The 23401-nt window shown below is 57.0% G+C and carries 12 protein-coding genes; 4 read left to right on the top strand and 8 right to left on the bottom strand.

The genetic code is table 11. From position 1 onward, the window contains the following. Positions 1-44: 44 nt before the first annotated feature. The 3 genes from DM992_RS41535 (at position 45) to DM992_RS07330 (ending at position 1314) form a co-directional block, all read left to right on the top strand. Complete coding sequence (locus DM992_RS41535; RefSeq protein ID WP_155626692.1) at positions 45-272, top strand: hypothetical protein; 228 nt, start codon at positions 45-47, stop codon at positions 270-272. A 137-nt stretch (positions 273-409) separates the two neighbouring features. Continuing rightward, positions 410-727, top strand: a complete 318-nt coding sequence (locus DM992_RS41530) for a hypothetical protein (protein ID WP_131753839.1) — start codon at positions 410-412, stop codon at positions 725-727. 80 nt (positions 728-807) lie between these two features. After that, complete coding sequence (locus DM992_RS07330) at positions 808-1314, top strand: hypothetical protein (RefSeq protein WP_059668182.1); 507 nt, start codon at positions 808-810, stop codon at positions 1312-1314. A gap of 199 nt (positions 1315-1513) precedes the next feature. Here the strand turns inward: DM992_RS07330 and DM992_RS07325 are convergent, their stop codons facing one another. After that, the gene (locus tag DM992_RS07325; RefSeq protein WP_162631608.1) at positions 1514-3082 is read right to left on the bottom strand and encodes a TniQ family protein; all 1569 of its coding nucleotides are present in this window, start codon (positions 3080-3082) and stop codon (positions 1514-1516) included. Further along, on the bottom strand, positions 3072-3428 hold the full coding sequence (locus DM992_RS07320) for a helix-turn-helix transcriptional regulator (RefSeq protein ID WP_162631607.1): 357 nt from the start codon (positions 3426-3428) through the stop codon (positions 3072-3074). Before DM992_RS07320 ends, DM992_RS07325 begins: the two co-directional genes overlap by 11 nt. Before the next feature lie 104 nt (positions 3429-3532). On the opposite strand from DM992_RS07320, the gene DM992_RS07315 reads away from it, so the two are divergent. Continuing rightward, entirely contained in the window at positions 3533-5002 is a 1470-nt protein-coding gene (locus DM992_RS07315) for a TnsD family Tn7-like transposition protein (RefSeq protein WP_111016270.1), read from the top strand. Between the two features lie 19 nt (positions 5003-5021). On the opposite strand, the gene DM992_RS07310 is transcribed toward DM992_RS07315, so the two are convergent. From DM992_RS07310 to DM992_RS07255, 6 genes are all read right to left on the bottom strand, one after another. Further along, the gene (locus tag DM992_RS07310) at positions 5022-6497 is read right to left on the bottom strand and encodes an ATP-binding protein (protein ID WP_111016269.1); all 1476 of its coding nucleotides are present in this window, start codon (positions 6495-6497) and stop codon (positions 5022-5024) included. Then, complete coding sequence (locus tag DM992_RS41525; RefSeq protein ID WP_162631606.1) at positions 6494-8767, bottom strand: hypothetical protein; 2274 nt, start codon at positions 8765-8767, stop codon at positions 6494-6496. The genes DM992_RS07310 and DM992_RS41525 overlap by 4 nt, the downstream gene beginning before the upstream one ends. Then, on the bottom strand, positions 8764-9663 hold the full coding sequence (locus tag DM992_RS07295) for a TnsA endonuclease N-terminal domain-containing protein (protein ID WP_162631605.1): 900 nt from the start codon (positions 9661-9663) through the stop codon (positions 8764-8766). Before DM992_RS07295 ends, DM992_RS41525 begins: the two co-directional genes overlap by 4 nt. 1014 nt (positions 9664-10677) lie before the next feature. Next, complete coding sequence (locus DM992_RS41520; protein ID WP_162631604.1) at positions 10678-15744, bottom strand: ATP-binding protein; 5067 nt, start codon at positions 15742-15744, stop codon at positions 10678-10680. 1060 nt (positions 15745-16804) lie between these two features. Continuing rightward, positions 16805-18232, bottom strand: a complete 1428-nt coding sequence (locus DM992_RS07260) for a hypothetical protein (protein WP_162631603.1) — start codon at positions 18230-18232, stop codon at positions 16805-16807. Next, positions 18229-23082 carry a zeta toxin family protein gene (locus DM992_RS07255; protein ID WP_162631602.1) on the bottom strand — a complete coding sequence of 1618 codons (4854 nt, stop codon included), beginning with the start codon at positions 23080-23082 and terminating at the stop codon, positions 18229-18231. The genes DM992_RS07260 and DM992_RS07255 overlap by 4 nt, the downstream gene beginning before the upstream one ends. Between the last annotated feature and the right edge of the window lie 319 nt (positions 23083-23401).

The following is a 23401-nucleotide window of genomic DNA, read 5'->3' as shown; positions in this document are numbered from 1 at the left end:
GGCGTTTTTCCTAAGATTGCTCTGGGCCGACGAGGGAGCCGAACATGGATTCACTGCTTCAGGAAATTCTCGATGCAACCGTATCGCCTGGCGTTTCCAAAGAGGTTCCATGGGGGCAATTGCGCCCGCTGTGCGACGGCGCCAACGATATCGAACGCATGCACACATTTATGCTCTGGTGCGCGAGAAACGGTCGTGTCGCCACAGCGCCCGACCTCGCAGGTCCGACCGGACTCCCGGATGCCGCAGTGATTTCGATCGGCAGGCAGTAGCGAAAACCGCAGAAGACGCATGCCGTGCGCAATCTCGCCACCGCCGTCGAACATTACAACGAGCAGCATCCTCGCGGCGCCTTGAAATATCGCTCTCCACGTGAGTTCAGGCGATCCATGGTCAGGGAAGGAGTCTGATGCAACCGGATGTGGTACTTCTTCTTCGACTCAGAACCACGGCCGAAGGAGGACGAAATCGGCCGGTGTTCGTAAATCCAGGCACGCACTTCGGTTGCCCTCTGATCATCGACGGTCGGCATTTCGATTGTCGCTGGTTGCTGGAGGGTCGACTTCTCGAACTTGGTCACGAACACGATGTACCGGTAAAGTTTCTGTCTTTCGCCCTAGTTGCCCCACTTCTGGCCGTCGGCAAGGAAATTCAGATGTGGGAGGGCAAGGTCTTCGCAGATGGCATCATTACGGATATCTGTCGAACACCTGATTCGCAATATTGACGAGTCTGTTCTAGCGCGTGTCCGGAGATACAGGGGCAAGTCCAGTCTCACCGACGCGATGAAGGACAAAGGTATCCATCATGTTACTGTTCCTAGATACCGAGTACACCGGCCTCAAGCAGCGAACTCCCGGACTAATTAGCCTCGGGATTGTCGCCGAGGATGGTCGCCGAGAGTTGTATTTCGAACTCGCGGACACGTGGAAAATCGATGATTGCACGGCTTTCGTTAGAAAAGAAGTGCTGCCGTTGCTCGAAGGCGCGCCTATCACGCGCGAGCAAGGACGCGCTCGCCTACGCGAATGGTTTCTCAATGCTCCGAGGGCCGTTCAAATCGCTTGCGATTCCGGCACAGACTTCGCCTTCCTGCTGGAATTATTGGGTAACCCTCCTCCGATCAATTTAGCCGCTACGTATTATGACTTGCGGCCGCTGATCGACACGACGGTCTACGATCAGGCGGTATCTAGTTGGTATCAGAAGGATAACCGCATGCACAACGCTCTTGTTGATGCACGCGCGTACCGCCGTGGCTGGCTAGCGTGGATGGACGCTCGCAAAGTTGCAGGGGGCGACAGTCAAGTCTGACAGCGCAACTGTCTTTGAGCCGCCCACTCCGCGATCAGCTGTCGACACCCCTGAAGGACCCGGCCGAGATCCTATAAGCCTCGATCGTGAGTGGTTCCACTTCATCTGTATTCGATCCACATCGCGACCATATCGGGAACGACAATGTTCGTCGTCATTCATCAGCTCTGTGACTTCGCGGACAAGACCGATGGATGTTTTAACACTGCTCGGGAGTCTCTGGCGTCAGCGCCTCTCCATCTGGACGATCCGCGCACGCCGTGTGCCTCATAGCGTCCCGAACTTTCGAATTTCGACCGCCTTTTCGTCGTCCTACACCCCTTCTTTCCGATTGCGGAACTATCGGTAACACCGACTCGAACCACTCTGTGTCAAACATGCGGCACCAGTCACCCAGATCAGAATTCTTGTAGTGCAACTGTTTACGTGTGCGGATGCCCTGCTGGAGGTAGCGATCAACCTTGGCGCGGTTCAGAGCTCGAAGCTCCTCAAATCCGCGGACGTTAGCTTGCGGGCTGAATCGGTTGCTGCGGCGAAGCGGTCCACGTAGTTTCTCCGCCAATGTTTCCAGCATTCGCTTGCTTGTTTGGTCGACTGAGCCATCGTCAAAGCAACAGAGTTCGTCAATGTTTCTCTCAAGCACACGCCCTACTTGCCGCCTCAGCCGAGGATAAGGGATGGCCTCAATTGCGCCAATCTTTGTAAGACTGAAGCCGCTACCGAGATGCGCGGCTATTCCCGTTGGCAAACCAACGCTGTCCAGTGCAGCCTCGAGGCGCGTGAGTGTAGGCGGATATCGGGTCCGAGACAGTTCGTCATTCGGTCCAAGCGGATCCCTACCCTTTCCTGATCGAGACCGCAAAGTTGACTGCGCAACGGATACAAGAGCGAGATGAGCACTCGGGTTGACGCCCGCATCCGCGCCGCGAATCGCCTTATCTACGAATTGCGGTGTGATTTTCGAGCCTAATACCGAGGACAATTCGGACAGAGTCGTACACCCCCACATCTCGAGCATTCTTTGGATAATCAATTGGACGTCCGGACGACCTCGCCCGCCGAACGCCATCTTGAACAGCTTGTTCCGCGCTTGCGGCCGGAGGAATTCGCCCTGCCCCAAGCATACCTGCTGGACGAGCGAAAGGTGACGCTCATAACCATGTGATCCTGCCGCCGTCGAAGTAGAAAATGCGGAGGCTCCACAGTGAGGGCAGCTAGACGCAGGAAGATTCCATTCGTGTTCTGATCCTTGACTGCGTCCGCAGCCAAGACAAGCGCCGAGTAGCGGTACGCGATGGATAGGGCAATGGTGGACGCCCGGGATTTGATGAATTGTGTGCCACCAGGCTAGACCGTATTTCTCTTCGTCATCGCTCACGCACCGTGGGCAGCAATACATGGCTCTTTTGACTAACTTCTGCTGCGCCATACCTGTGATGAACTGCTGCGGACGGTGGCGGCCGGAGGCTTTACATCGCAAAGCTGAGAGCCAGCCTTCGGCTCGCACCTTGGACATTGCGGATGCATAAAAGCCAAACAGTCCTGCATGCGAAAGCAAATCGGCACCGTCTTCGACGAGCCCCATTTCCTCGGCAAGAATTGCACTCGCAGAGAAGCTACTAACAATGTTTGCGTCGGCGCGACCAAACAACTGCCTCAGCGTCGCTTTCTTCAGACCGTTACCCGAGATCCTGTGTGCCGCGACAACAATTGAGAACAATGTCGCGCCTCGTGGGCTGGCAGGGATGCAGACCGCGCTATGCTTCACGTTTCCTCCTTCGTCGCGACGCATTCCGGGCGACGACAAGCTGAGCCAGCAATTCGGCAATCGCGCGCTGCTCCTCGGCGCTCCCATTCATGAGCTCATCGAGGAGCGCTCGTGCCCGCGCTGCGGCCGGAACTTCCTGCGGAATCGAAGTCCGGCGGGAAGCTTCGGCCGCGTAACGGCATAGCGCAGTAACATTTTCCGACGCTCGCTTGACCTCCCCTTTCAAAATGCGGCTGATTTGCGACTGGTGAACCCCAGTTGCGCGCGAGACTTCGAGCTGCGTCAGCCGTCGATCAGCGATTGCAGCCCGCAGCCAGGAAAGTAGCTCTTTGTCAGCAGTGTCCATTTTTCCGATTATGCATATTTGCATAATTCCATGCAATATCAAAATTGCCACTTGCGCATTGCCGGGCCTAGCATGGAAACACCAACCAGAAGTGAGTCGCGGGCATGAATCGATCCGGCACTATCATCGAACCAATTGCACTCCCCGACCTCGCTTCGGACGAGACCGTATTCAGTCTGCTCGCTCGCGCTCATCGTTTGGGTGGATATGCCAGCGCTATCACCACGAGCCGCATCTTTCTCGGTGATGACAAGGCGGCGCTGCTTTTCGATTTTCCTCGGCGGCTACGCGATTTGAGCCATCACCTGCACGGGCAACTGTCGGACCCTGCCGTACTCGCAACAACCGCAACTTGTCTGCCCTTCTTTACTCGATTTCGCGATCGAACGGTTGAGGAGCGTGCAATTCAAAAGATGTGCGGCCAATCCGTCGCAGCCCTAAAGGACGATCTTGGTCTCCGTGCGTGCGCGGCGGGACCACAGTCGGCCGTTAAGGCCTGCGAGGACTGCATGAGCGAAGACCTGGCGACACTGGGGGTCGCCTATTGGCATCGTGTTCATCAATTGCCAGGCGTGATCATGTGTCCAATACACTCATCACCGTTGGTCGAATCGACACCGATCAGTCAGGGCAAGCAGACTACGCTACTCTTACCTGACGAGTTGCGGTGGGTGCGCTCGGCCGGGGAGATGCAGAATGCAGCAGCAAAAAGCGGTGCGCTGAACCTAGCCACTCTCGCCGCGGCAGCGTTGGCGCAACAGCTCCCTGGCGAATTCAGCGCCGAAGCGCTCTACCACACGTATCGACACGGGCTTAACGCGGCCGGATTTTTATCACGAGGAAACCGTCTGAGGCTTGCGTCGTTACAAAAGCATTTGGGCTCGTACATTAGTAGATTGCCGATGTCCGTGCGCCTGTGCCGTCCTGAACTATCCAGAGAGACCGATGCCCTCGCGGACATACTTCGCACCACAACAAAGACATTCAATACGCTTCCTCATCTGGTTCTAATTGATTTTCTCTTCGGATCGTGGAATCAATTCGTATCGACGTATGAATGGGAACGCACAATGTGCCGAGAGCCGGACCGACCTCGCGGCTCGCAAACGAACCTCACTTCCGCAAACGCTCATAACGGACTCTCGCGCGTCGACAGAAACGGGCCGCATCGAGATCAGTGTGTGGCCATCATTCTCGAATACGTTCGCGCCCACCCTGACTGCACGCGCTCAAAACTCATCAAGGCGTGCGGTGGTCCCTGGCGTTGGCTTTACCGGCATGACCGCTCATGGCTTACCGCAAACACGCCGCGCCCCCTTCCACGATCGCGTCGCTATGGTACTTGGGTGAATTGGGCGGAGCGCGACGCGATCCTTCTTGAATCAATTGACCGCGAACGCCGCGATCTCGCCTTATCAAGAACCTCACGGATCACGCCAAACACCGTTCTTCGTACGCTCGGGACGGTGCCGTTCTCCGTAAGGCTGGAAAAGATGCCGCGATCCGCCGCCCGACTGGCAGAGATAGCCGAACAAATTCGATGTCAGCGCCGATACCCGGCCGCTGACATCTAGGCCCAACCGACCGCCGCTGTTACGACTTGCCGCGTTCGCGCCGACGTCTCATCGTTTCAAAGTTATCCAGCAGTACGCTTCTCAGCCCTTGAGATCGCAAATCCTCCGGAGGTAGCTGCTGCTGTTTTTCAGAATCTTGCCCACCCCTTCTTTTTTCGGAAGCAACTTTCTGCTTATACATTCTCTCGGCAACCTGAAAGCGTGGCCACCGCTTTTTTGATGATTTCAATACTTCGGTAACCGGAGCACGCGCGACCACCTTCCCACCCGGCAAAGAGGTACCCAAGCCTCCCATGGCAACCCAACGGGTTCCAAATGCCGCAGACGGGATATCGCTAAATTGTCTAAGCGCATCCTCGTTCCTCTCGACAAGCGCGCGGATGAGGTTGTGGGAAGCCGTGATGGTAGCGCCATCGTATGCGTCCAGCAGGTCAGCATCGTAAATGCACTCCTGCCCGCGCCGCAGTGCAAGAAGTTGCGCTTGCGCAAGCAGCTTTGCGAGAAAGTCGTATACGCCGCCGGTGCACTTAAACAGCAGTTCCGCCGCGTGCGTTATCGCTGGTGGTTTCGACATCACATTGAACTGCAGCATCCCCGGTACCAGAAACTCAGCCCAGTCATCGTCTTGAGGAGATAACGCAGGCCACAGTTCAAAGCGCCCGCCCGAGCTCAACCTCCTCACGTCTTGCGAGAAATCAGCGAATCCCTCGAACCCAAGCGGGTTACCGATAAGCACGATCGGAATACCTAGATTTGCCAAACGCAGGAAAAACAATAGCATGACGTTCCGGGAAGCAGCCTCGGCAAAATTCCGCGCTTGTATTTCCTCGATGACGAGTGCACCGCAGAAGCAGTTGTACAGAATCTTTGCGACCGAAACCATATGCTGTTCAATGGGCCATCTCTTCGCCGAAAATTGCGAAAAGTAGTCGGTTCCCAACGCTGCGTCAATTTGCTGATACATCTGCATCAAGAAGCCGAGTCTGGAACCGTCCGATGTCATATCGACCTTCACCCAGACTAACTGCTTCTGCATAGTCCATCCCGCTGATTCGCTCGGCCCGTGGATGACGACCTGCGGCAACAGGCTTAACGTCCGATCAACGATTGTGGATTTTCCCAAACCGGTTATACCCTCGATCGTTACGCATCGCACATTCTTGGCAACGAAGGCCGGGCCTCCGCTTCTGAACGATCCTTGCCAGCCCCCTACCAGATATCGTCTCTTTTTGACTTCGGCGAGGCAAGGGTTGCGCTCCTCGTAGCCGGCATAGATAGCTACCAGTATTGCATCCGCGATGTCAATTGCTGTCGATGTGGGAACGAAGTGACTGCCTATCTTGGCGAGCAAATGTGCCCGCTCCTGAGGTGACTTGGTACCGAGAAGCTCAAAGCTCAACGGCTCGCTAAGTAGGAGTTCGGGAAGAGTGTCGAAATCGACGGGCAATGGAAGCGATGCAAGAAGCGGATTTACAGCCCCTTTATTGTCCATCATTTCATTCTCCTAGCTTCCCTGAAACGCCGCAACAGATCATGCGTCGGCGAGCGCGATTTCGATTTATGTACCGATTGAGCGGCAGTCGTCGACTTCAGTTCGGATCCCCCAGCAGCTTTGGCTGTTGCGCGCCGCACAGATACGCCGTCTTCCGACCGAATGAGCTCTTTCTCCTCGGTACGATTCCTTCGAATGAAGGCGGTCCGTTGCTTCTTCGAGAGCGGCTTCCCCAGTTGGTCGATCTCACCCTTTTTCTCTTGTTTCGCTTTGTCTATATCCGCGAACAATGCCGAATCCAGGACCGTTTCATCCTGTTCCAGATCACCCTTAGCAAGGTGCCGATCCAATGCGTCACCATCCTGCACAACAAGGTGATCCACCAGCGTCCACTCTCGTACCGCGAGAGAATCAGATGACACGTTCTTTAACTCATGAAGTCCTTCGTGAACCAGCCAAACGCGGCTCAAGTCATCAGGATCACCTCGAACTTCGATCCGCTCGTGCCTCTTCCGCGCTCGCAACATCCACCCTTTCTGAAGTAGCACTTCTCCAACAAAACGGGCTCCGCTGATTAACTCGACTTTCCGTCCTCGGTCTGGTCGTACGAGATACACGCCTGATCCGGTCAACACGGCTGGCAGCACTGGGAGTAGGTGGGCCCTAATTTCATCCGCCGACAGATGCCCTCCTGCGACGTACCCGTTTTTGACACACCAGCAATAGATGCTTGCACGGGTCGGAGCTACACCGTCTCGACGCATCTCTGTGGTAAGCAGCTGCTCGCAACGTTCAAAATTGTTGTAATGCACGATACGGCGAATCAGATGTCTCATGTACTCGAAGTACGTCAAGACTGCATCGAGAGCAGGATGATCTTCACCCCGTCGCCTGGGCCTACCATGCGTCGATCCGTCCAGTTTGTGATCGAATCGTGAATGCAACTGGTGATGACTTGATTCGACCGGACCTTTGCTATCCGCGCGGCCTGTCGGTGCAAACTCGAGCGTGCTGCCTAGGCCGGAGATGCTCTGCTTACACGGCTCGCATCTGAACTCACCGTTGTCCCCGAGATATCGGGCGAACGTAATTGCGGGCCACATATCTGCCGAAATCTGAACACCGAACCGTGCGCAAAAAGCAACCTTATCAAGCGCTGCATTTGCGGCGGCCATCAGTGCCGTTCTCGCCGAGGGTGCATCGAAGCCGCAATAGACGCCCGCCCACAGCCCCGTAAAGGCTTCCACGATCATTATTCTGTGCAATGTCCCGACAGGCTTTATCCGGGAAACAACCGACACTAGATGCGCGTCATTTGTTGTTGCATCACAGTACGCGAGTTGACCAACTGCGGTCACACCGTCACGAGCGGTGCCTGCCAGCGCCCTGAAGTTCCTTTCGAAGTCGCCCTCATACAGTTGGAAGTAAGAGGCCGATCTCAGCGCGTTGCCCCCCTGCCCCCAATAGCGGAACTGTCGGAGCGTCGGCCGCTCGTGCGCCGGCTTTAGGGCGGGAATCTGTTCATCTGCCTGCTCTTCGATCGTCTCCCGATAGAAGGCCTCCATTGTCCGTCGATATGCGGCCTCAACCGTTATCCCGGGACGAAGAAACGTTTCCCAACCGAAGCGAAGATGTTGACGATCCTCCTCGTCGACCCGGAATCCCTCCAACCCAGAGTATCCATTTCGCACTGCTATGTTATGGCGCCCCAGTTTCTTGCGTTGAACGCGCGTTCTACCCCGCCCTCCCGAGTTGTGAAACTGCGGCAGAAGAGCGTTAACGCTGCCACCTCCCGCCCAATACAGATGCAGTATTGCGGCCACCTTCTTGACAGGCACGCCAAGTTCCAAAGCACGTGCCGCAACCACCGGCTGATAAGAACCGCATTCCAGAAGTTCAAAGGATGTATGCGCGGTGACGATAGGTTCAATTACCGCCCAACGAGCGTCGCGCCTCGCCAACAGGCTACACCGACGCCCTTCATTTTTGCGTCCATAGCGCGCCTGAATCTGAGCGTCTGAGAGCAACCATTCGGCAGGCACCGGCTCGTCAAAAATGGTGACCGACTGCTGCCTGATGAACAATTCGATTGCATTGATCGAATAGCGCCGCGGCATCCGATGATACGGAATGGGACGGCCGTCGGCGCGTGATATTTGGATTGCCCAGAGACTGTCGGCTTGTCGAGTAACGAGAACGACACGACAGGAACCGCTGAACGGTGCACAGTCCGATTTCGGTCTCAGAACATGGTTTGAATTGATATTAATCACGCCGCTTCCTCCGAAAGTAGCTGGCGATGCAAAGCATCACGAAGCAGGCGACCACCCAGCACGGCTCCTTGCGACGTCACTTTAGGGTGCGAGAGATCAATGTCGATTTCGAGGCACCACGCGAGCAGGTGGAATGCTGGCCACGCAAGCGTCGGGTTCAAACGCGATCGGCTTACGGCCCGTTCAACAGCACAGCGAATGGACGTCGTCTCGATCGCTTCCTTGAGGGTTTCCTTGAACGTCTCGAAGCCGGCCGCCTCGCATATGAGATGCCGTTGCGAAACCGAAACGCCGCAGACCTCCAGGTTGGAGAGAAGTGACTTGGAAAGCGCCAACTCATGCGCTACGTGATATCTCGCCGAAACGGATTTGCAATAACGGCGCTCGAGTTCCAGGCGCTCAATCATTCGTGACGTCAGGCGTGCATTCGCCAAGTCAGCCCCGGCTTTGCAGGAGATCACTACCATTCGCGGAGCAGCTGCTCCCGTCACGGTGGCAACGACGTCGAGCGTTGCCACATAAGGAACATCGCTTCCAGGGAAGACCCCGTGCTCTATCTCTGCCTCCGCGGCCAGCTCGATCAGTCCCGGCACAGTAATGTTGTCGAACAGCGATGTTCCCCTTACACCGGCGAGCGGATGCCGGTGCGGGAACGGCCACGCAGGCAATTGCTCCCTGACGTCTGAAGCGCCCAGCCAGTAACACAGCATCCCAAACTGGCGCTCCACCCTTGTCAGTGCGTGGAAAGGTCTGACGCATCCTGGAAGGGGGCCGACCGATTGATTCCCCTTCGGCGAGCAGTTTCTTCGACGGATCTGAATGAAAGGACGGTACATGTCCCCATGTCCTTGTCCATAACCCTCGTCGATCAGTTGTCTTAGCTTTTCCCAAGTCATTGCCTTTCCCATGTTTGCACCTCTGCGACGCGGAAGACAGGCCGCGGATCGCGGTTGATACCGCTGGGTTGTGCGATTCGCGCGGTTGATTTGCGAGCGCCGACGCCCGTCGGTACTGGAGCGTCGTACTTTGAAAACGCGGGGACAAAAAGGGCTTGACTTGGCTGATTCGGAGAACGATACTGAGGATGTCCAGTCCCGCAGTACCGCGCTCGTCAAGAGCCAAGACAAAAAGCCACTCGTCCTCGATTGGCTTTTTTCTTTTCTACATGTCACACCTCCTGGTTTAGTTCACAAACGAGACACGCCTCAAATACCGGGAACGCCAAGCTTGCTCTTTCCGGTTCACGCGTCCGATGCACTCACTGTCCAGCGTTTGAGTTCACGCATTCGTACGGCGATCCGCTCGAAAAAGCGTTGCGCTCCGCAACTGAACGCACCAACGCAGCCCTACCGTCGCAGGTATCAGACATCGCCACGCATTTCGCGACTTCAAACGTTGGAATAGCTTTTCCGTACCTGCCTAACGTCACCGTGGACCGAGAACAGTGGCGTCCGCCGCCCGCCTCTATACCCACGGCAAGAACTACGTCGATTTCACTGACAAAGTGCCGTGTGACTCGTGGGCAACCGAACATCGAACCGTTTAGGTCAAGCAATGCCTGGGCAATCCGGGTGCAATGGCGACAGCAATGAAAACATACGCCTGAGCTGCCACTCAGTCTATAGGTCTATTTAACTTGTTTAGTTATCCATATCATAGTAATTTATTTAAATTACGAAGCATGATTTCAAATATCGCAACGACCCATCCAGTAGCCAGTTTCTTACCGGGGGAACTTTTCTCAAGATGGCACATTTTTACGGAGCGATGAGGACCGCTCTCGCTGCAGAATGTTTGCCTCGACTGTCCAACCTCGTGCTTTGCTCCCCTGCAGGCCAGGACATGGCGTTCACCAAGTCGGGCGCGCGGACAACGAACGCTAACCAACCATCCGATTGTTGACCGAGACCCTAGCGCGTCTCCTGGAACAATCGCTCAGCCGCCGCATCCAAACTATCGATTTCGCATCGACTGAAGTGGACCCAGTTCTCTTCTCGCGCCAGACGGATCTCGATGGTGGCATAAGAGCCGGGATCGCCTTCGAGAATCCGCACAATTTCCTGCTTGCGAAACCACCATATGTTTGCCGCCAATACCATTTCTAGAATGGTCCGCCATCCAGCGATCTCGCGAAAACGTGGATGTTCTCTGAGCCGTGCAAAGCCGCGCCACAGTTCATTGTCTCCGGTCAGTGAGTCGGACGACCTGATGTCAAGCCGAGACGCCCATCGTCTGAGTAATCCGGAAAGAAGGGGGACGGCTGCCGGAGACGAAATACGGTTCACGAGGTTGCAGAGACTTTCGAAGAAGGCATCGTCGCCCAGCGAGAGATAGCGATGGAGAATCGGTACAAGCCGATCGTCGAGAAGCGGTCCGGTCGCCTTAAGGCCACTAAGGCTACCGAGAAAAGGTAGTAGGATGTCGGCGTCTGCGTCGAGCGCCTGGTAGAGGCGATCGGCGTCGCCCTGAGCACCGAGGCTAGCGATAAATTGTGAGGCATAAGTCTGGGTCCAAGGCCATCGCAAGCGTTCATCATGCCAAGGCATAGGTAGGTCGAACCGGTTAGCCGCAGCAATGGCGGGGCGAAGCCGCTCGGAGACAGATTCACCACCTGTCGACGTCGAACTCTCTCGACCCACGACATGCCCTTCAGAAGTGAAAGTCATTGTGGGTGTAAATCGCACGACCGCTGTCGAAGGATCGTTGGCAGGGTCCGCAAGCGCCAAGAGTCTCTGCGCCTCCTCACGGGTCAAGGGGGAAAGTGCGATGGGTTGTCCAGTATCGATCCCGAAGTCGGAGCCCCCACGGAGCAAGCGCACCGCGGCCGAATAGGCAAGGGGCGGCTGTGGCCCATGCGCAGGCTGTTCTGGAGCGGGCGTTTCGCTCACCACCGCGCCCGACAGGCGACGACTTGCTTCGATTTCGTCGACAATCCGACCCAATATGGGCGCGTCACCGCACGGCGAAGATGCGAGGATTGCGCGCAGTCGCGGGCACAGGCCCGGATCGTTGTCGCGGCCCCAGCGCCTTTCTTGCAGGCACTTCACTGCCAACCAGACGGAAGAAGCGCTGGCCAGCACGTCATCTATGTCCTGCATGCGACCGGCGAGGCGAAACGCTCGAACGACCGCGGCGTGCAAAAGAGGCGTTTGAACTTTGTTCAGCAATATTTGGGCGCCCACGTGCGAGGGGTCACTCGTCAAGCCGAAGTAGAGCCATCGGGCTGCCTCGGATGGCGATGGTAAGCCGCCTGCTGCTATTAGATCGGCCCACTGTTGTGCCAAGATAGAAGCGATCAAGTTGACGAACTTTGCCTCGCCTCCGGACAGCAACTCTGACACACCATTCTGTAGCATGTGGCTGAGAGATGCGTGCGCATGTAGGTTGTCGTTGAGATCGATCGTCAGAGGCGTTTTCTCCGCCAAAACTATCGGGGCGATCTTTTGAAGGGCCGCAGCGAAAGGTAAACGACCTGCCGCCCAGATGGCGACGCGCCGAACCACCCATGTAACCGAAGTGTCGGTCGCAAGCTTTACGAGCTGTGGTGCGAAGCTTTCGTCCCGAGTCCGCATCGCGATGAAGCACTTCCATAACGCAACGTCAGGTGATACGAACTCGCGTGCCAAATCATTGGTCGACGTTGGTCCGCATGCTGCAAGGGCCTGAGCGAGATGCGGGACTACTTTGGGATCCGTTTCGACGGCATATTGGCACCGCAGTGCTCCCGCCGCGAACCGGGAGCGACGGCGAGCAAGTCCTGCAGCAGAGGCACTTCGGATTGACGAGTCACCGTGCCTAATGCCTTGCACGAGCAGATCGGTGACCTCTTCCCAAGGAGCTTCCGCAACTGCTATGAGGCTGGGTAGGAGGAGCTTAGGTGTCGATGAGGTACCTGACTGTGAAGACAACTCTGCCTTCAATATCGGCACGCCGGCGGCGAACGGTTGCTTCGCAAAAAGCATTACAAACAGACTATTCCAGATGCTGGCTAATGGATCCTCCGGTAAATCGGCCAGACGATTCCGTAGTGCCCCAAAATCTACGTTAAGGTAAAGAAGCACCATGAGTGCAGCTTGACGACTGGAGAGCGGCGCCGAAGGATCAAACAAAAGCGCCTCATATCGCCCGACATCGTAGGCCGTTGGTGCGAAGGCTGGCCCTAGAAGAGCGTAGTCTAACGGGATAGGTTCGGGCGCTAGGGGATCGACCAAGGCCTCAAATGCCGGGTGACCGATATAAATAAGAACCCTCCAGGCTGCGGTTTTGAGTTCAGTATCACCGCCCTTTGCTTTGATGAGGTCGACGCAGAACGGACGTATCTGACGCCGCACCGTCCAGATGAGGGATCCAATCGGGCCGAATCCGAGCGATCGAGTCGTGATCATTTTCGAAGGCGACTCTTTCGGCAGTGCCGCCAGAATTTCTAAGACATCTTCTCGTCCGTCGACCTTCAACTTCACCCCGCTCCAAGGGGCATTGCGACGTCTTTCGTCACCTGTTGAACGGGAGAAGATTTCGAAGGCGAGCATAAGAGCTGCGCGCCTGCCATCGCGCAATAGGACCGGCAATAGCAGGCACTGGATGTCATCTGGTTGAGACTTTGCGAAGGCTACTATCTCGGGTGCAATCGCTCCACGCCCATCCCGGGCGGCAATCAAAAGCCATGTCAAGCCCTGCCGACGCTCTTCCGCGTTTGCCCCGTGGCTTACGGTAAATACGATGAGGTCGTAAAACCGAAGAGGATTCAGCGTGAGGATCGCTTCGACGACGGGGCGTGCCCAATCATGGTCGCTGAAGTAGCGAGAGCGTTGATCGGCGAGCATGTCCATGAAAAGGCCATCTACGCCTTCTGGAGCACGTTCCGGCAAAATGGATCCAAGGAGATAGAAATCCGAAATGCGCTCGGGACGTGCGGCGACCGCAACGATCTCTTCCGCAGTGACCAGCGCCCGCCGCTTCACATAGCCGGCGAGACTACGCCACGCTCCCCCTTGCAGGAACGTTTCTCGAGCAAGGCAATCCGCTTCAGCGGTGCGGTCCGCTTTGCCAAGATGGAATATCCTGGCGGCGGTGTCGCCCTTTCCGGCATACCACCGCGCTAAGGCGTCGTGGGCGCGCTGCCGCACGACAGGCGCAATACCAGACTCCAGCCCAGCACGAACGGTTTCATGCATCTCTAGAAGGCCTTCGGCCTCCATCCTGAGCAGCCCGAGACTAACGAGCGCCTTGATAGCAGCGCCAACATTTTCATTTGGGAAAGCCGCTTCGGCATCGCTTCGTCTAAATGGAAGAGCGAAGCAGACAAGCCGTTCTGCCGCAGACCTGACACCGTCTGCGAGCTGATTGAAACGGCTTTGCTCAGCAGCTGATACCATATCTTCCGGTGGCCTACTCGCGATAGCCAGCATCGCCTGAAGCGACGGTTGACGGGCAAGAGCCTCAGCCAACTGCGCGTAGAGACCAGCTGGCCGGCCAACGGTGACCCGGTTGAATATTTGCCACAGCGTTTGTCTGTCAGCGTCGACGTGATGATGGCCTACGAGGCTGACAAACTCATTCCAACGGAAACCGCGCATATTGATAGTGAGGATGCCTGCGCTTTCGGTTTCCACGGGACTTAGTGCGCCGAAACTGCTCTGCTGGCCAAATACCACGAGGCGGCACGAACTAGGCGTCAAGGCGCGGGCAAACCGACCAAGGTCGTGGCCGAATTGGGCGCTGGCCGCTCCTTCGACCAAGTCAAACAGCAACTGCACCGGCCGGGGCAGACCACTGCATATTTCCGCCAGGCGGTCGATCACTGTCTCATCGGCAGGCTTGCTTTCCACCGCGAGACCGAACAGTTCGGGAATGCCCCTTCTTAACAGGTGGAACGAGACACCGGATATAACGTCTCGAAATGCCGCGTCTGCCCGCACACGGACGTAGATCGGAAGTCGACGCGGATCGTAGTCTTCGAGCGCGGAGGCTGCCTGAGCCGCAAGCGTTGTCTTTCCTGACCCAGAGATACCAATCACCTCGATGACCGTGGCAGTTCCGGGCTTGACCAATTTATCGGTCAGATCCGGTCGCAAGACTCCGCCTGCTGGCACATCAGGTGGCTCCGACGCAGCACTCATCTGCGGCCAGGCGCTGCGGAGCTGTGCTTCGAAACCCCACCGATCAATCGTCTCTTCAGGCCGCTTGGCGACGTCGTTGATAAAAGATCGGAAGTTGCCGAACAGGTTGTGTTCCACGACGTCGGCAGGCAGCCCATACTCACGTTGCAGCCTGTCACGAAAGCGCTGACCTACCTCAGCCTCAGACCCATAATCATCCAGAATTTCGATCCGCGCGAGTACGCCTGGAAGCTGCTGGTCGATGCGGACAACGTGCTCTTCGTAGCGGCGCACAACTTGGGCACTGACATCTGCAGCGCCCAAGATCTTGCTGTATGCGGCAATCAGGAGGTTGCGCGCTTCATTGGCGGCATTGGGTGGGTATTTGAAACTCCATTTAAGCGCGGATCGACGCTTTGTACCGGAGAGTTCATCGCGTATCTCCGCACGAGCCATTCGATGAACGGTCGACCAGTAGAGGTCAGCCTCGCGATTCGCTGCTGCGCTACCGGCTTCGACAAGACGTCGGACTTCCGAATCCACCGTGTCGCCCAAAATCCACGCTTGCTGACTGGTAGCTGTCGCGAGCTGGTCTAAGGTATTGGGCAGGAGTTCCTCCGTGACTTCGGAAAGCCGCCACGGTTGTTTCTTGAGGGCGCCTTGATCTGTTGTGCGCGGTTTCTTGACCTGCACGTGTCGACGTCGTTCAAGGCCATTTTCAACCCAAATCAAGTCCAGATCATCCTGTCCTTCGGGGCGCGCACGTGCGTCACCAGGGTGCTGATCAAAGTGATCGAACAATTGGTCGAGTATTACGATCGCCTGGTAGTCGAAGCCGCTGATTGCAATTCGTCCGCCAAAAATTTTTCCCCGTGGCATTGAAGTCGAAGTCCTTTTCCAGGTTGCTTTTTAGCAAACGAACGCGGTTCGTGGTGTATGAGCCTTGAGCTGATGTGCATGTCCAACATCGCTGACCCTGAAGCATAGCGCTATTACACTGAAGATAGATATCGTGTGGCGGTAGCAGCAGTAAGGCGCGGACCGGCAAAGAGAGCAGCGGCAAAGAAGCTCATTGCGAGGCGAGTGCGCGATGCCGACAACCTCGGCAATGCGCCACATTGCTGACGAAGAGTCCAATCTGCTCCAATGTCGACTCAGGGTCGATCTGCGCCGGTCGCACGTCGCAGGGCGGCGGCCCGCCGCGTTCGGCCAACTACGGTCAGTCGACGGTGCTCCCAAGACCGTCAATAATGCGGCTGCGGAGGACGTGGAGATCGCAGATATGAACGAGACTCGAGAATTCTTGCTACCGTTCGGAATCGACCTCAGGGTTGAAGACGGAATCGCAAGTATCGATCCGACTTGCCGGGAGCGCTCCCCGGATTCAGTGATCCCGTCGAAAACGGACGCATCGTAGGGGTTGAAGGCGTCGAGCAATTGTTGCTTTCGCTTGCGCGCGTCGGTATCGATTTATCCAATCCGCAGTTCGCACAGACAATCAACGATTGCGTAGCCAACCTTCAATTAGGCTGATCGGCGAATTTCCATGTACGGCCGAGGCTGTGTGAAAACTCGAAACTATCCGGTTTTCGAGTGTCGCTTTACCCCTCCCGAACCGCTTCGAAACCCGTACGTGGCGATCTGGCGAGCCGAGTTTGTCGGCCGGTGCGTTCGGCGCGGGTTTTCACACAGCCTCGGCCAAAAGCGGCCGTATCGACAGCGCCAGGCAATGTCTTGGTCCAGGCCGATCCCTGTCGTTCAGTCATTATCTGGAGGATGGTGACTAACGTTCAGCGAGGCGGTCGCGTCGCGTGAAGGTCTAGAGATTCGTGAACAACGCTTCGAACATGCGCCGGATGCCGCGGCACTTGCAGGCTAGACCGTCTTGTACGTACTGTTCGCTTCATGAGCAACCGTAGTCTTGCCATCTCACGGCATGCTAGGTGCCACACGGCAGCGGCGGGCGGGTATCGCCGGGCCAACAATCTGAGGCAAAGGCGCAGCCGCGACAACAAAGGCTCGCGTCAATCATGTGTATCTGACAACGGGGGTCTCTGCGGTCCATAACATCACGGTGAGCGCAGTGGTGAGGTGTTTCGTCGACGAAGAGGGCCCTCGGGATCGCCAGTGCAGGTCTAGAGATCGCAGATGGTCTTGCTGCCAGGCGCACGAAATTGCAAACGCTCCATTTATGGAACCTGCAGTCCAAATCGGGGACAGTTTTAACAAAGTGAGTCGCTTGGCCAGTAACGATGATCCAATTATCACGCTCTCGGGGATTCGAACGCGCGAGCGGCCGTGTGACCGACGGTTTATTCATCGGTTCGGGCCGGAATCCCGGAAAATCGACAATCGGCGCGGGTCGAAGCTCAATGTCGAGCTGTGCTCCCGTTCGTGCCAGTAGCGCCGCGGCGCCGGCAGCCAGCCGTTCGACGTGTGGACCTAGAGAGAGTTCGTCCGTTGTCTCGTCCTTCGTGTACTCGAGCAAGGACTCCTCAGATTCCTCGAGCACCGTCAGGAGCATGTTGTCCGCCCCACGCAGTACCAGCGCGGGATAGACCAATACGCGTGGCTTTCGTCCGAAGAGGGGTGTTCCGCTTGCTTCGTAGCTCACATGAACCGCGTGAAAACATGCGACGACCAAGTCCTTTGTGAGATAGTTCAAGACCTGAGTAGGTCGCACGTTAAAGGGAGTCTCTGCGGCGAGAGCGTTCTTCGATATCAGCCGAAATATTTCGCTGGCTTGGGCCTTGAAATTCTGCCTATGAAAGATCTTGATCTTGACGTCTTCGACAGTGCCCTCGATGAAGGCCTGCACTGGGTCAACGAACACGACGATCCATTGCCCACTTGTAATCACGGCTCTCGGCAGCGTGTGTTCATGTTTGTCTTTCAGACCTTTAACGTAGCCGCCCACCTGATCGATGTAGGCATGCCATTGTCCCGCCAGTGGAGAGTCTTTCGCCTCCCCACCGTTTCTCCAGTGATTGATTCCCTCACCCAATAGGGTTGTGGCTTCAAAAGCTACCTTCCTTCGTGGTTCCAGAAACGCCTTGTCCCACGCTTTCGCCTCAATGAGTAAGGCTGGAGCATTGGTGTCTACCTTGACGCCGAGATAGTCCATGAACGTGGTCGTTTCGCCCTTGAGACGAACCTCTTCCGCCATGTCTCCACCCAATCCGAGGGACCAACCAAGCAGCTCTACGAGTTCATCTAGAAAGTGAACACGAGTCGTGTGTTCGTGAGGATCGCCTACCTCCGCGCCGGCAAATTCCGGTTGCGCGTCTGCGGCGATCGACGCGTCGAAGCGATCGATCAGATTAGCAAATCGGTCGATGAACTCTGCCTCAGTCACTTCGCGAATCACTGGAGCAGCTCCGGCAGGCGGTAGAGCAGCTTTCTTGCCGAAGGCCACCCTGCTTCCATGAAGATCTCGAGGCAGTCCACGAGCGCCTGGCGCCGTTCTTCAGCCCCAAAGATTTCCTTGCTATCCGCAAGGAAGCTGCTTATCAGGCGGACCATCAGTTCGGTACCCAACGGTTCGTATTGGTAACCGCCCTTCGCCCCGCCTCCTCGAATCGCACGCGCGGTCAGATCGAAGGCCCGTTCCGGGTCCTGCGGGGCTAGAATCTCCACCAATTGGAGAAGTTGGTAAATTGTATGCGGCTGTGCTTGATCGGCGATCAGCTCGAGCGTCGACGCTACTTCACCCAAGTAAATTTCACACCCCGTATCATCGATTCCCGTACCGCCGTTGGCTCGACCGGTCGCGAAATAGAGCTGCATGGCTGCCTTGTCGATGAGCTCGATGCACGCTTTTAACCTCGGCACCTGGTCATCCGGAACAGCAACTCTCGGGTTATACGTTGCGAGTGGTCCGCTGGCAGCAACGACGATTCGGTGAAGGAGGGCTTGAGCCCGATGCCTAAGCACAGTGTCCTCTGATTGACCGGGATACAGGCCCAGCACGACTGCATCACGGAGCGTGAACAGAATCTTTCCGAGGGGACCGCTGTGCAAAGATGGGTTGTCCAGCCATCTTGAGAGTACGGCCTCCGCTGATGCTTTCTGATGGGTCACCGAAAGGATCGCAACGATGTCAGCCAGGGACTCTTCAAGATCAGCCTGCCTTGCGGCACCGCTGTACCGCGCAAGGAGTGCGAGAATCAGCCGTTCGCTGCGGTCGGGCTCGACGTGAATGACCCTTCGTAGCACATTGACTGCGGAGCCCAAGACCGCAAAGTTTCCCTCTCGTTCAAGACGAAGTTCGAGGCGTCGCCAGAAACCGGCCCGATCGAGTTCCCACAATCGAATAAGATGCTCAACCGACTGAGACCGCGCTGCAGGATGGCGATCATCTAGCAGGCGATCAATATCCTCGGTAAGTCGCGGGTACAGATCGGCCCGCTGCAGACAAACGTCCAGCACCGCCGTTGCAGCTTCAATGCGAGCGGCCGGCCCTCCCCAGGACTGGGACTGTTCGTATTGAGACTCCGTTTCGTCGCTAACCTCCGGGTTGTCAGAGGTGGCCGCTATCCGAACAAGCATGAGATAACGATCAGTCGGATCGAAGTTCCCCTTGACAACTAGCCGCTCGCCCTGCGCAAGTTCTCCACACCCCTGGCCGATGACCCCTTCGCCATGGCTACGCAGCGTTTCGTCCAAGTCGGGAGCATCTAGGCCGCGAGCGATTGCCTCGAGCAAGTCGAGCGTGTGCGCTGTATCGATTTCGTCAGCCGATGGGCGACCAGGCTTGGCTTGGATGTAGTCCCGGGCCGCCTCGATGGCTTCCATGACGGCGATATTCGACGGCTTATCTCGGTCCAAGTCTTCGATCCAGAAGAAGGGCTTGGACTCGCCAAATCCGCTTGTGATCCGAAATGGGCGCTCGTTTTGACGGGCGCGCTCGACTAATTCGGCCGGGGTGGTCGCAAGGATCGCACGCGCACTCTCGGTGACGAGCCGATCATGTCCGATTACGCTATACAAGCGCTGGATCAGGCGCTCCCTAGCTGCCTCCGGTGCAGTGTACGCTTCCATCGCGAAGGTCGTCACCGAAGTTTCTAGAGCCTCCCGCTCAGTCATGCTGCGTCGCCCGTACCCGTGGGCGACGAGGTCGATCGCATCCTTCTGAGTATCGATATTGGTGAGCCAGGCTTCATCCGCCGCGATCGGCCAAAGCAGATCAATCAAGCTATCGTTGCGCCGCACTGCTGCGACGAAGAGTCTCGACCATGTCAATGCCCATGGCGATGAAGTCAACATCTGCTCTGCGACCAATCGAGCATCGGACTCCGGCAATGCAACAAATGCAGGAAGGAACTTCGCAATTAGGGCGTCGCAATCTTGACCATACGTGTCATCAGGGTCGCGAGCCCAGATGTGACTCAGGTCTGTTTCAAGTCGGACAGTCCGACCAGCGATCGTTCGGGTGATAACTTCGCACTCGGCTAGCTTGTGCTCCCGTCGTATGTAGTCGTCTACCGATTCCACAAATGCTCGAGTAGCCGCTGGAGGGTGATTCTTTAAAAACGTCGGGAAGAACTCGCACAGCGAGAACAGCGCCATGCGATAGTCCTGCTTGGAGTTCGACGTCAGAGATAGGATCTGACTTCGACCGCCCATGCTGGTAGTGATATCGTCCTTGACCGTGCCTGTGTACGTTCTCGAATACACGGTTGCAGCGAAATCAGGATCGGCGTCGGTCAGTTTGGAAATCTCACGGCAGAGGGCTGGAACGTCCTCCCAGTTGTGTGCGTCAGCGCGCTGAGGTTCAAAGATTCGTTCTAGAAGCCCTCGAGACTCCGAAGGCGCAGTCGCGTAAGTGGCGACGACAGCGGGAATGACTTGAGCAGCATCGATTCTCGACTCAGGATGGTCGAACACGAATTGCAACAGTGCTCTTGCTGCAAGACCGACGGCCTCGCCTGTCTGGGACGGACGCGCTGTGTTGATCAAGAGGTAAAGCAGCGTCCTCAACGGGAAAGAAACTCGCTCGACGTTAGCAGCGAGTTTACCGGCGAGCGACACCCACGGTATGAGACTCACATTCGGATGGTCTTCTAGCCGTAACGCCAGCGCAGACACCACATGCCAAAGTGCCGTAGGCGCCGTGTCTCGACCGTCGGCGACATGCTTTGCGATGGCATGAGTGTCTGCAGCATTCTCCGGCAACTCTGCACTGAGTCTCCCGGCTACGCTGCGAAGGATGGGGTCTCCTTCCGGATTGCCGACCATTCGTTCGACGGCGATCCAATAGCGCTCATGATCCGGCTGTGCTCCCCAGAGCTCCTGCAGCAAGAAGCCCATCGCGGGCGCAAGCATCAGACCAAGCGTCTGAGCTTTCAGGTACTGCTCCTCGCCTGAAACGAGCCCATCAACGTCCATAAGAAGTCGCGAGGCAGCGTAGTCGAACAGAAGATGGTGACGGAATTGGATAAAGCGCTCGTTCTCAACCTTGGCTAACACGCCTTTGAGGAGAAGTGCATCCAATGCATCGGGCGACGTGGCAGCGATGACATGCGTCTGGGTCCGCAGCGCTCGGCTATTGACCATCGTCTCAACAACGAGGCGCAAGCAGGCATCGGCGCGCGAGCCCAACGGCGTCACACGGTGCTCCCAGTACAGCCTCAACAGGCCCGCTTGGTTGGCCAGTTCGCGAAGGGCTGCGGCGCCCATCCCGGTACGGAGCAACTCGCCGATGAGACGCGTGTTGAAAGGCACAAGCGCAAGTTGTTGAAGCTTCGTTGGCGTGCCATCGAGGGCGGTACGGAGTTCTGGCGCTTGGTTTAGTACCTGCTCGAACTCCTCCTCTGACCAATGAGGCACAACCAGATGCCTTACCGTTGGGAATGCGGCATCCTGGTAGTCCGGGTTGGCAGGACGGCCCGCGAACAACTCACGGAATCGGACGCCCATACGCAGGTCGAACGTCCGGATCGAGGCGATGACTTTCCAGCGACCCTTCAATGCAAGAACGCGCTCAATTAGCGTTCGAAACGCGCCTTCTCCCTGGCCGCCGCGAGTAGCGTCGAGAGCATCGACCACTAACCATCCCCCGGATGGGCCGTCCCAGGCTTCAAGCACTTTGACCAGATCGTGTTCGAGATTCAGTTCGTTCTTCAGTCCAACGAGGTCTTGGACGCTATAGCGGTCGACTGCGAGTTCGACGACATCGCCATGGTTCCTCAGCTCACGGGCCAGCGCGTTAATGACTGCGCTCTTGCCGGCACCGGGCTCGCCAATCAAGAGGAGCGAGCCATCCTGAGCCGCGGCTAAGGCGGCTGCCTGGCATTCCCGGGTGATTTGGATGACGCCCTCGGTTCGCTCGATCTGTTCATAGGGTCGCAAGTCGGCGGCAATTTGCGCCGAGTGCTCCCTTAGCTTGCGGATATCATCTTCGAAGCGCGGCGGCGCAGACAGCTGCACTTGCGCATGCATGACGACTTGCCGCAGAGTAGGTAAGTCGCCGCCGCTCCGCTCGGTCATCCAGCGCTGGCTGATCTGGGTCAGCGCAGTGATCAAAGGTCGAGTCTGGTCCGTCGTTGTCACCGTCCCCGCCAGCCCTTCCATGACATTGGCGTACACCCCTGCCGGGTCGAACGTCATCACTCTCACAAGCTGTCCAACACTTTGAAGCACGGTCGGACTCCATGGTTCGGCCGTAGTGTTGCCCCAAGCCTCACGCATGCATGTCTCAAACGCCTCCAATGCCTTTTGCTGACCTTGCGTCATCGCACTTGGCGATGGCTGTGAGTAAGACCTCAACGCAGCAGGGAGATCTACGCGAATCGAAGCGGGCGCCGTGGGCCCTACTGCCAGCACGAGTCGATCCTTGCTCGGATCGAGGCAGCGATCCCAAAGTTGTTCACCCTGACCATCGCGGCAGACAAGCCAGTGTCGGACGAACTGCTGGATGGTCTTTGCAAAGCCGCCATCAGGCCCGGACGAGAGGTTCACGGTCGTCTTGGCCTGCACCGCGATGAACCCACCTTTCGAGGTTGCCACCAGGATATCGTCCACCGGTGCCTCGGTCTCAAAGCGAATCCAGACAGGAATGGCTGCCCCCAATTCCAGTACATAGTCGACCGGAACTTGGGCAAGCAACTGCAGGCCGAAAAGCGCCCCAAGCTGGGCCTGGAACCCAATACCCCCTGCTGCTGCAGCGCCACCGCTGGAGATACCGCGGGAACTAGTCGGATGCTGTGAGGTTGCCAAGTTGACTCGCTAAAGTTGACTTCGGGGTATGGCCGCCGTGATTGTACAAGGCGAATTGCTCTCCGTCGGGTAGACAGGCCGCGCCCTCGTCTAAATGAGGTATCGACCACACCGGCGGCAGCGTTTCGAAAAAGCTTTCGATCACTACAAACGCCGCGCGAGGATAACCATGGGGGCTCAGGCCCTCGCCTGCGATTTTTGATTACTAGGTAGCTTTGGGCCGCAAAACTGCCATTCGTACTAGTCGCGGGCACGACGTTAGTAAAGTACGCCATAGTTCCCGTCGGCCGATGATGTGACGCACATCGCCGACCCCGCG

The organism is Burkholderia sp. JP2-270 (genome assembly GCF_003233675.1).
Classification (GTDB): domain Bacteria; phylum Pseudomonadota; class Gammaproteobacteria; order Burkholderiales; family Burkholderiaceae; genus Burkholderia; species Burkholderia pyrrocinia_C.
This window is presented reverse-complemented; position numbering and strand designations above follow the sequence as displayed.

Excerpts from the sequence above, each read along its gene's own strand:
- DM992_RS41535 (WP_155626692.1), top strand. The coding sequence starts at position 45 with ATGGATTCACTGCTTCAGGAAATTCTCGATGCAACCGTATCGCCTGGC.
- DM992_RS41530 (WP_131753839.1), top strand. The coding sequence starts at position 410 with ATGCAACCGGATGTGGTACTTCTTCTTCGACTCAGAACCACGGCCGAA.
- DM992_RS07330 (WP_059668182.1), top strand. The coding sequence starts at position 808 with ATGTTACTGTTCCTAGATACCGAGTACACCGGCCTCAAGCAGCGAACT.
- DM992_RS07320 (WP_162631607.1), bottom strand. The coding sequence starts at position 3,428 with ATGGACACTGCTGACAAAGAGCTACTTTCCTGGCTGCGGGCTGCAATC.
- DM992_RS07315 (WP_111016270.1), top strand. The coding sequence starts at position 3,533 with ATGAATCGATCCGGCACTATCATCGAACCAATTGCACTCCCCGACCTC.
- DM992_RS07310 (WP_111016269.1), bottom strand. The coding sequence starts at position 6,497 with ATGATGGACAATAAAGGGGCTGTAAATCCGCTTCTTGCATCGCTTCCA.
- DM992_RS07295 (WP_162631605.1), bottom strand. The coding sequence starts at position 9,663 with ATGACTTGGGAAAAGCTAAGACAACTGATCGACGAGGGTTATGGACAA.
- DM992_RS41520 (WP_162631604.1), bottom strand. The coding sequence starts at position 15,744 with ATGCCACGGGGAAAAATTTTTGGCGGACGAATTGCAATCAGCGGCTTC.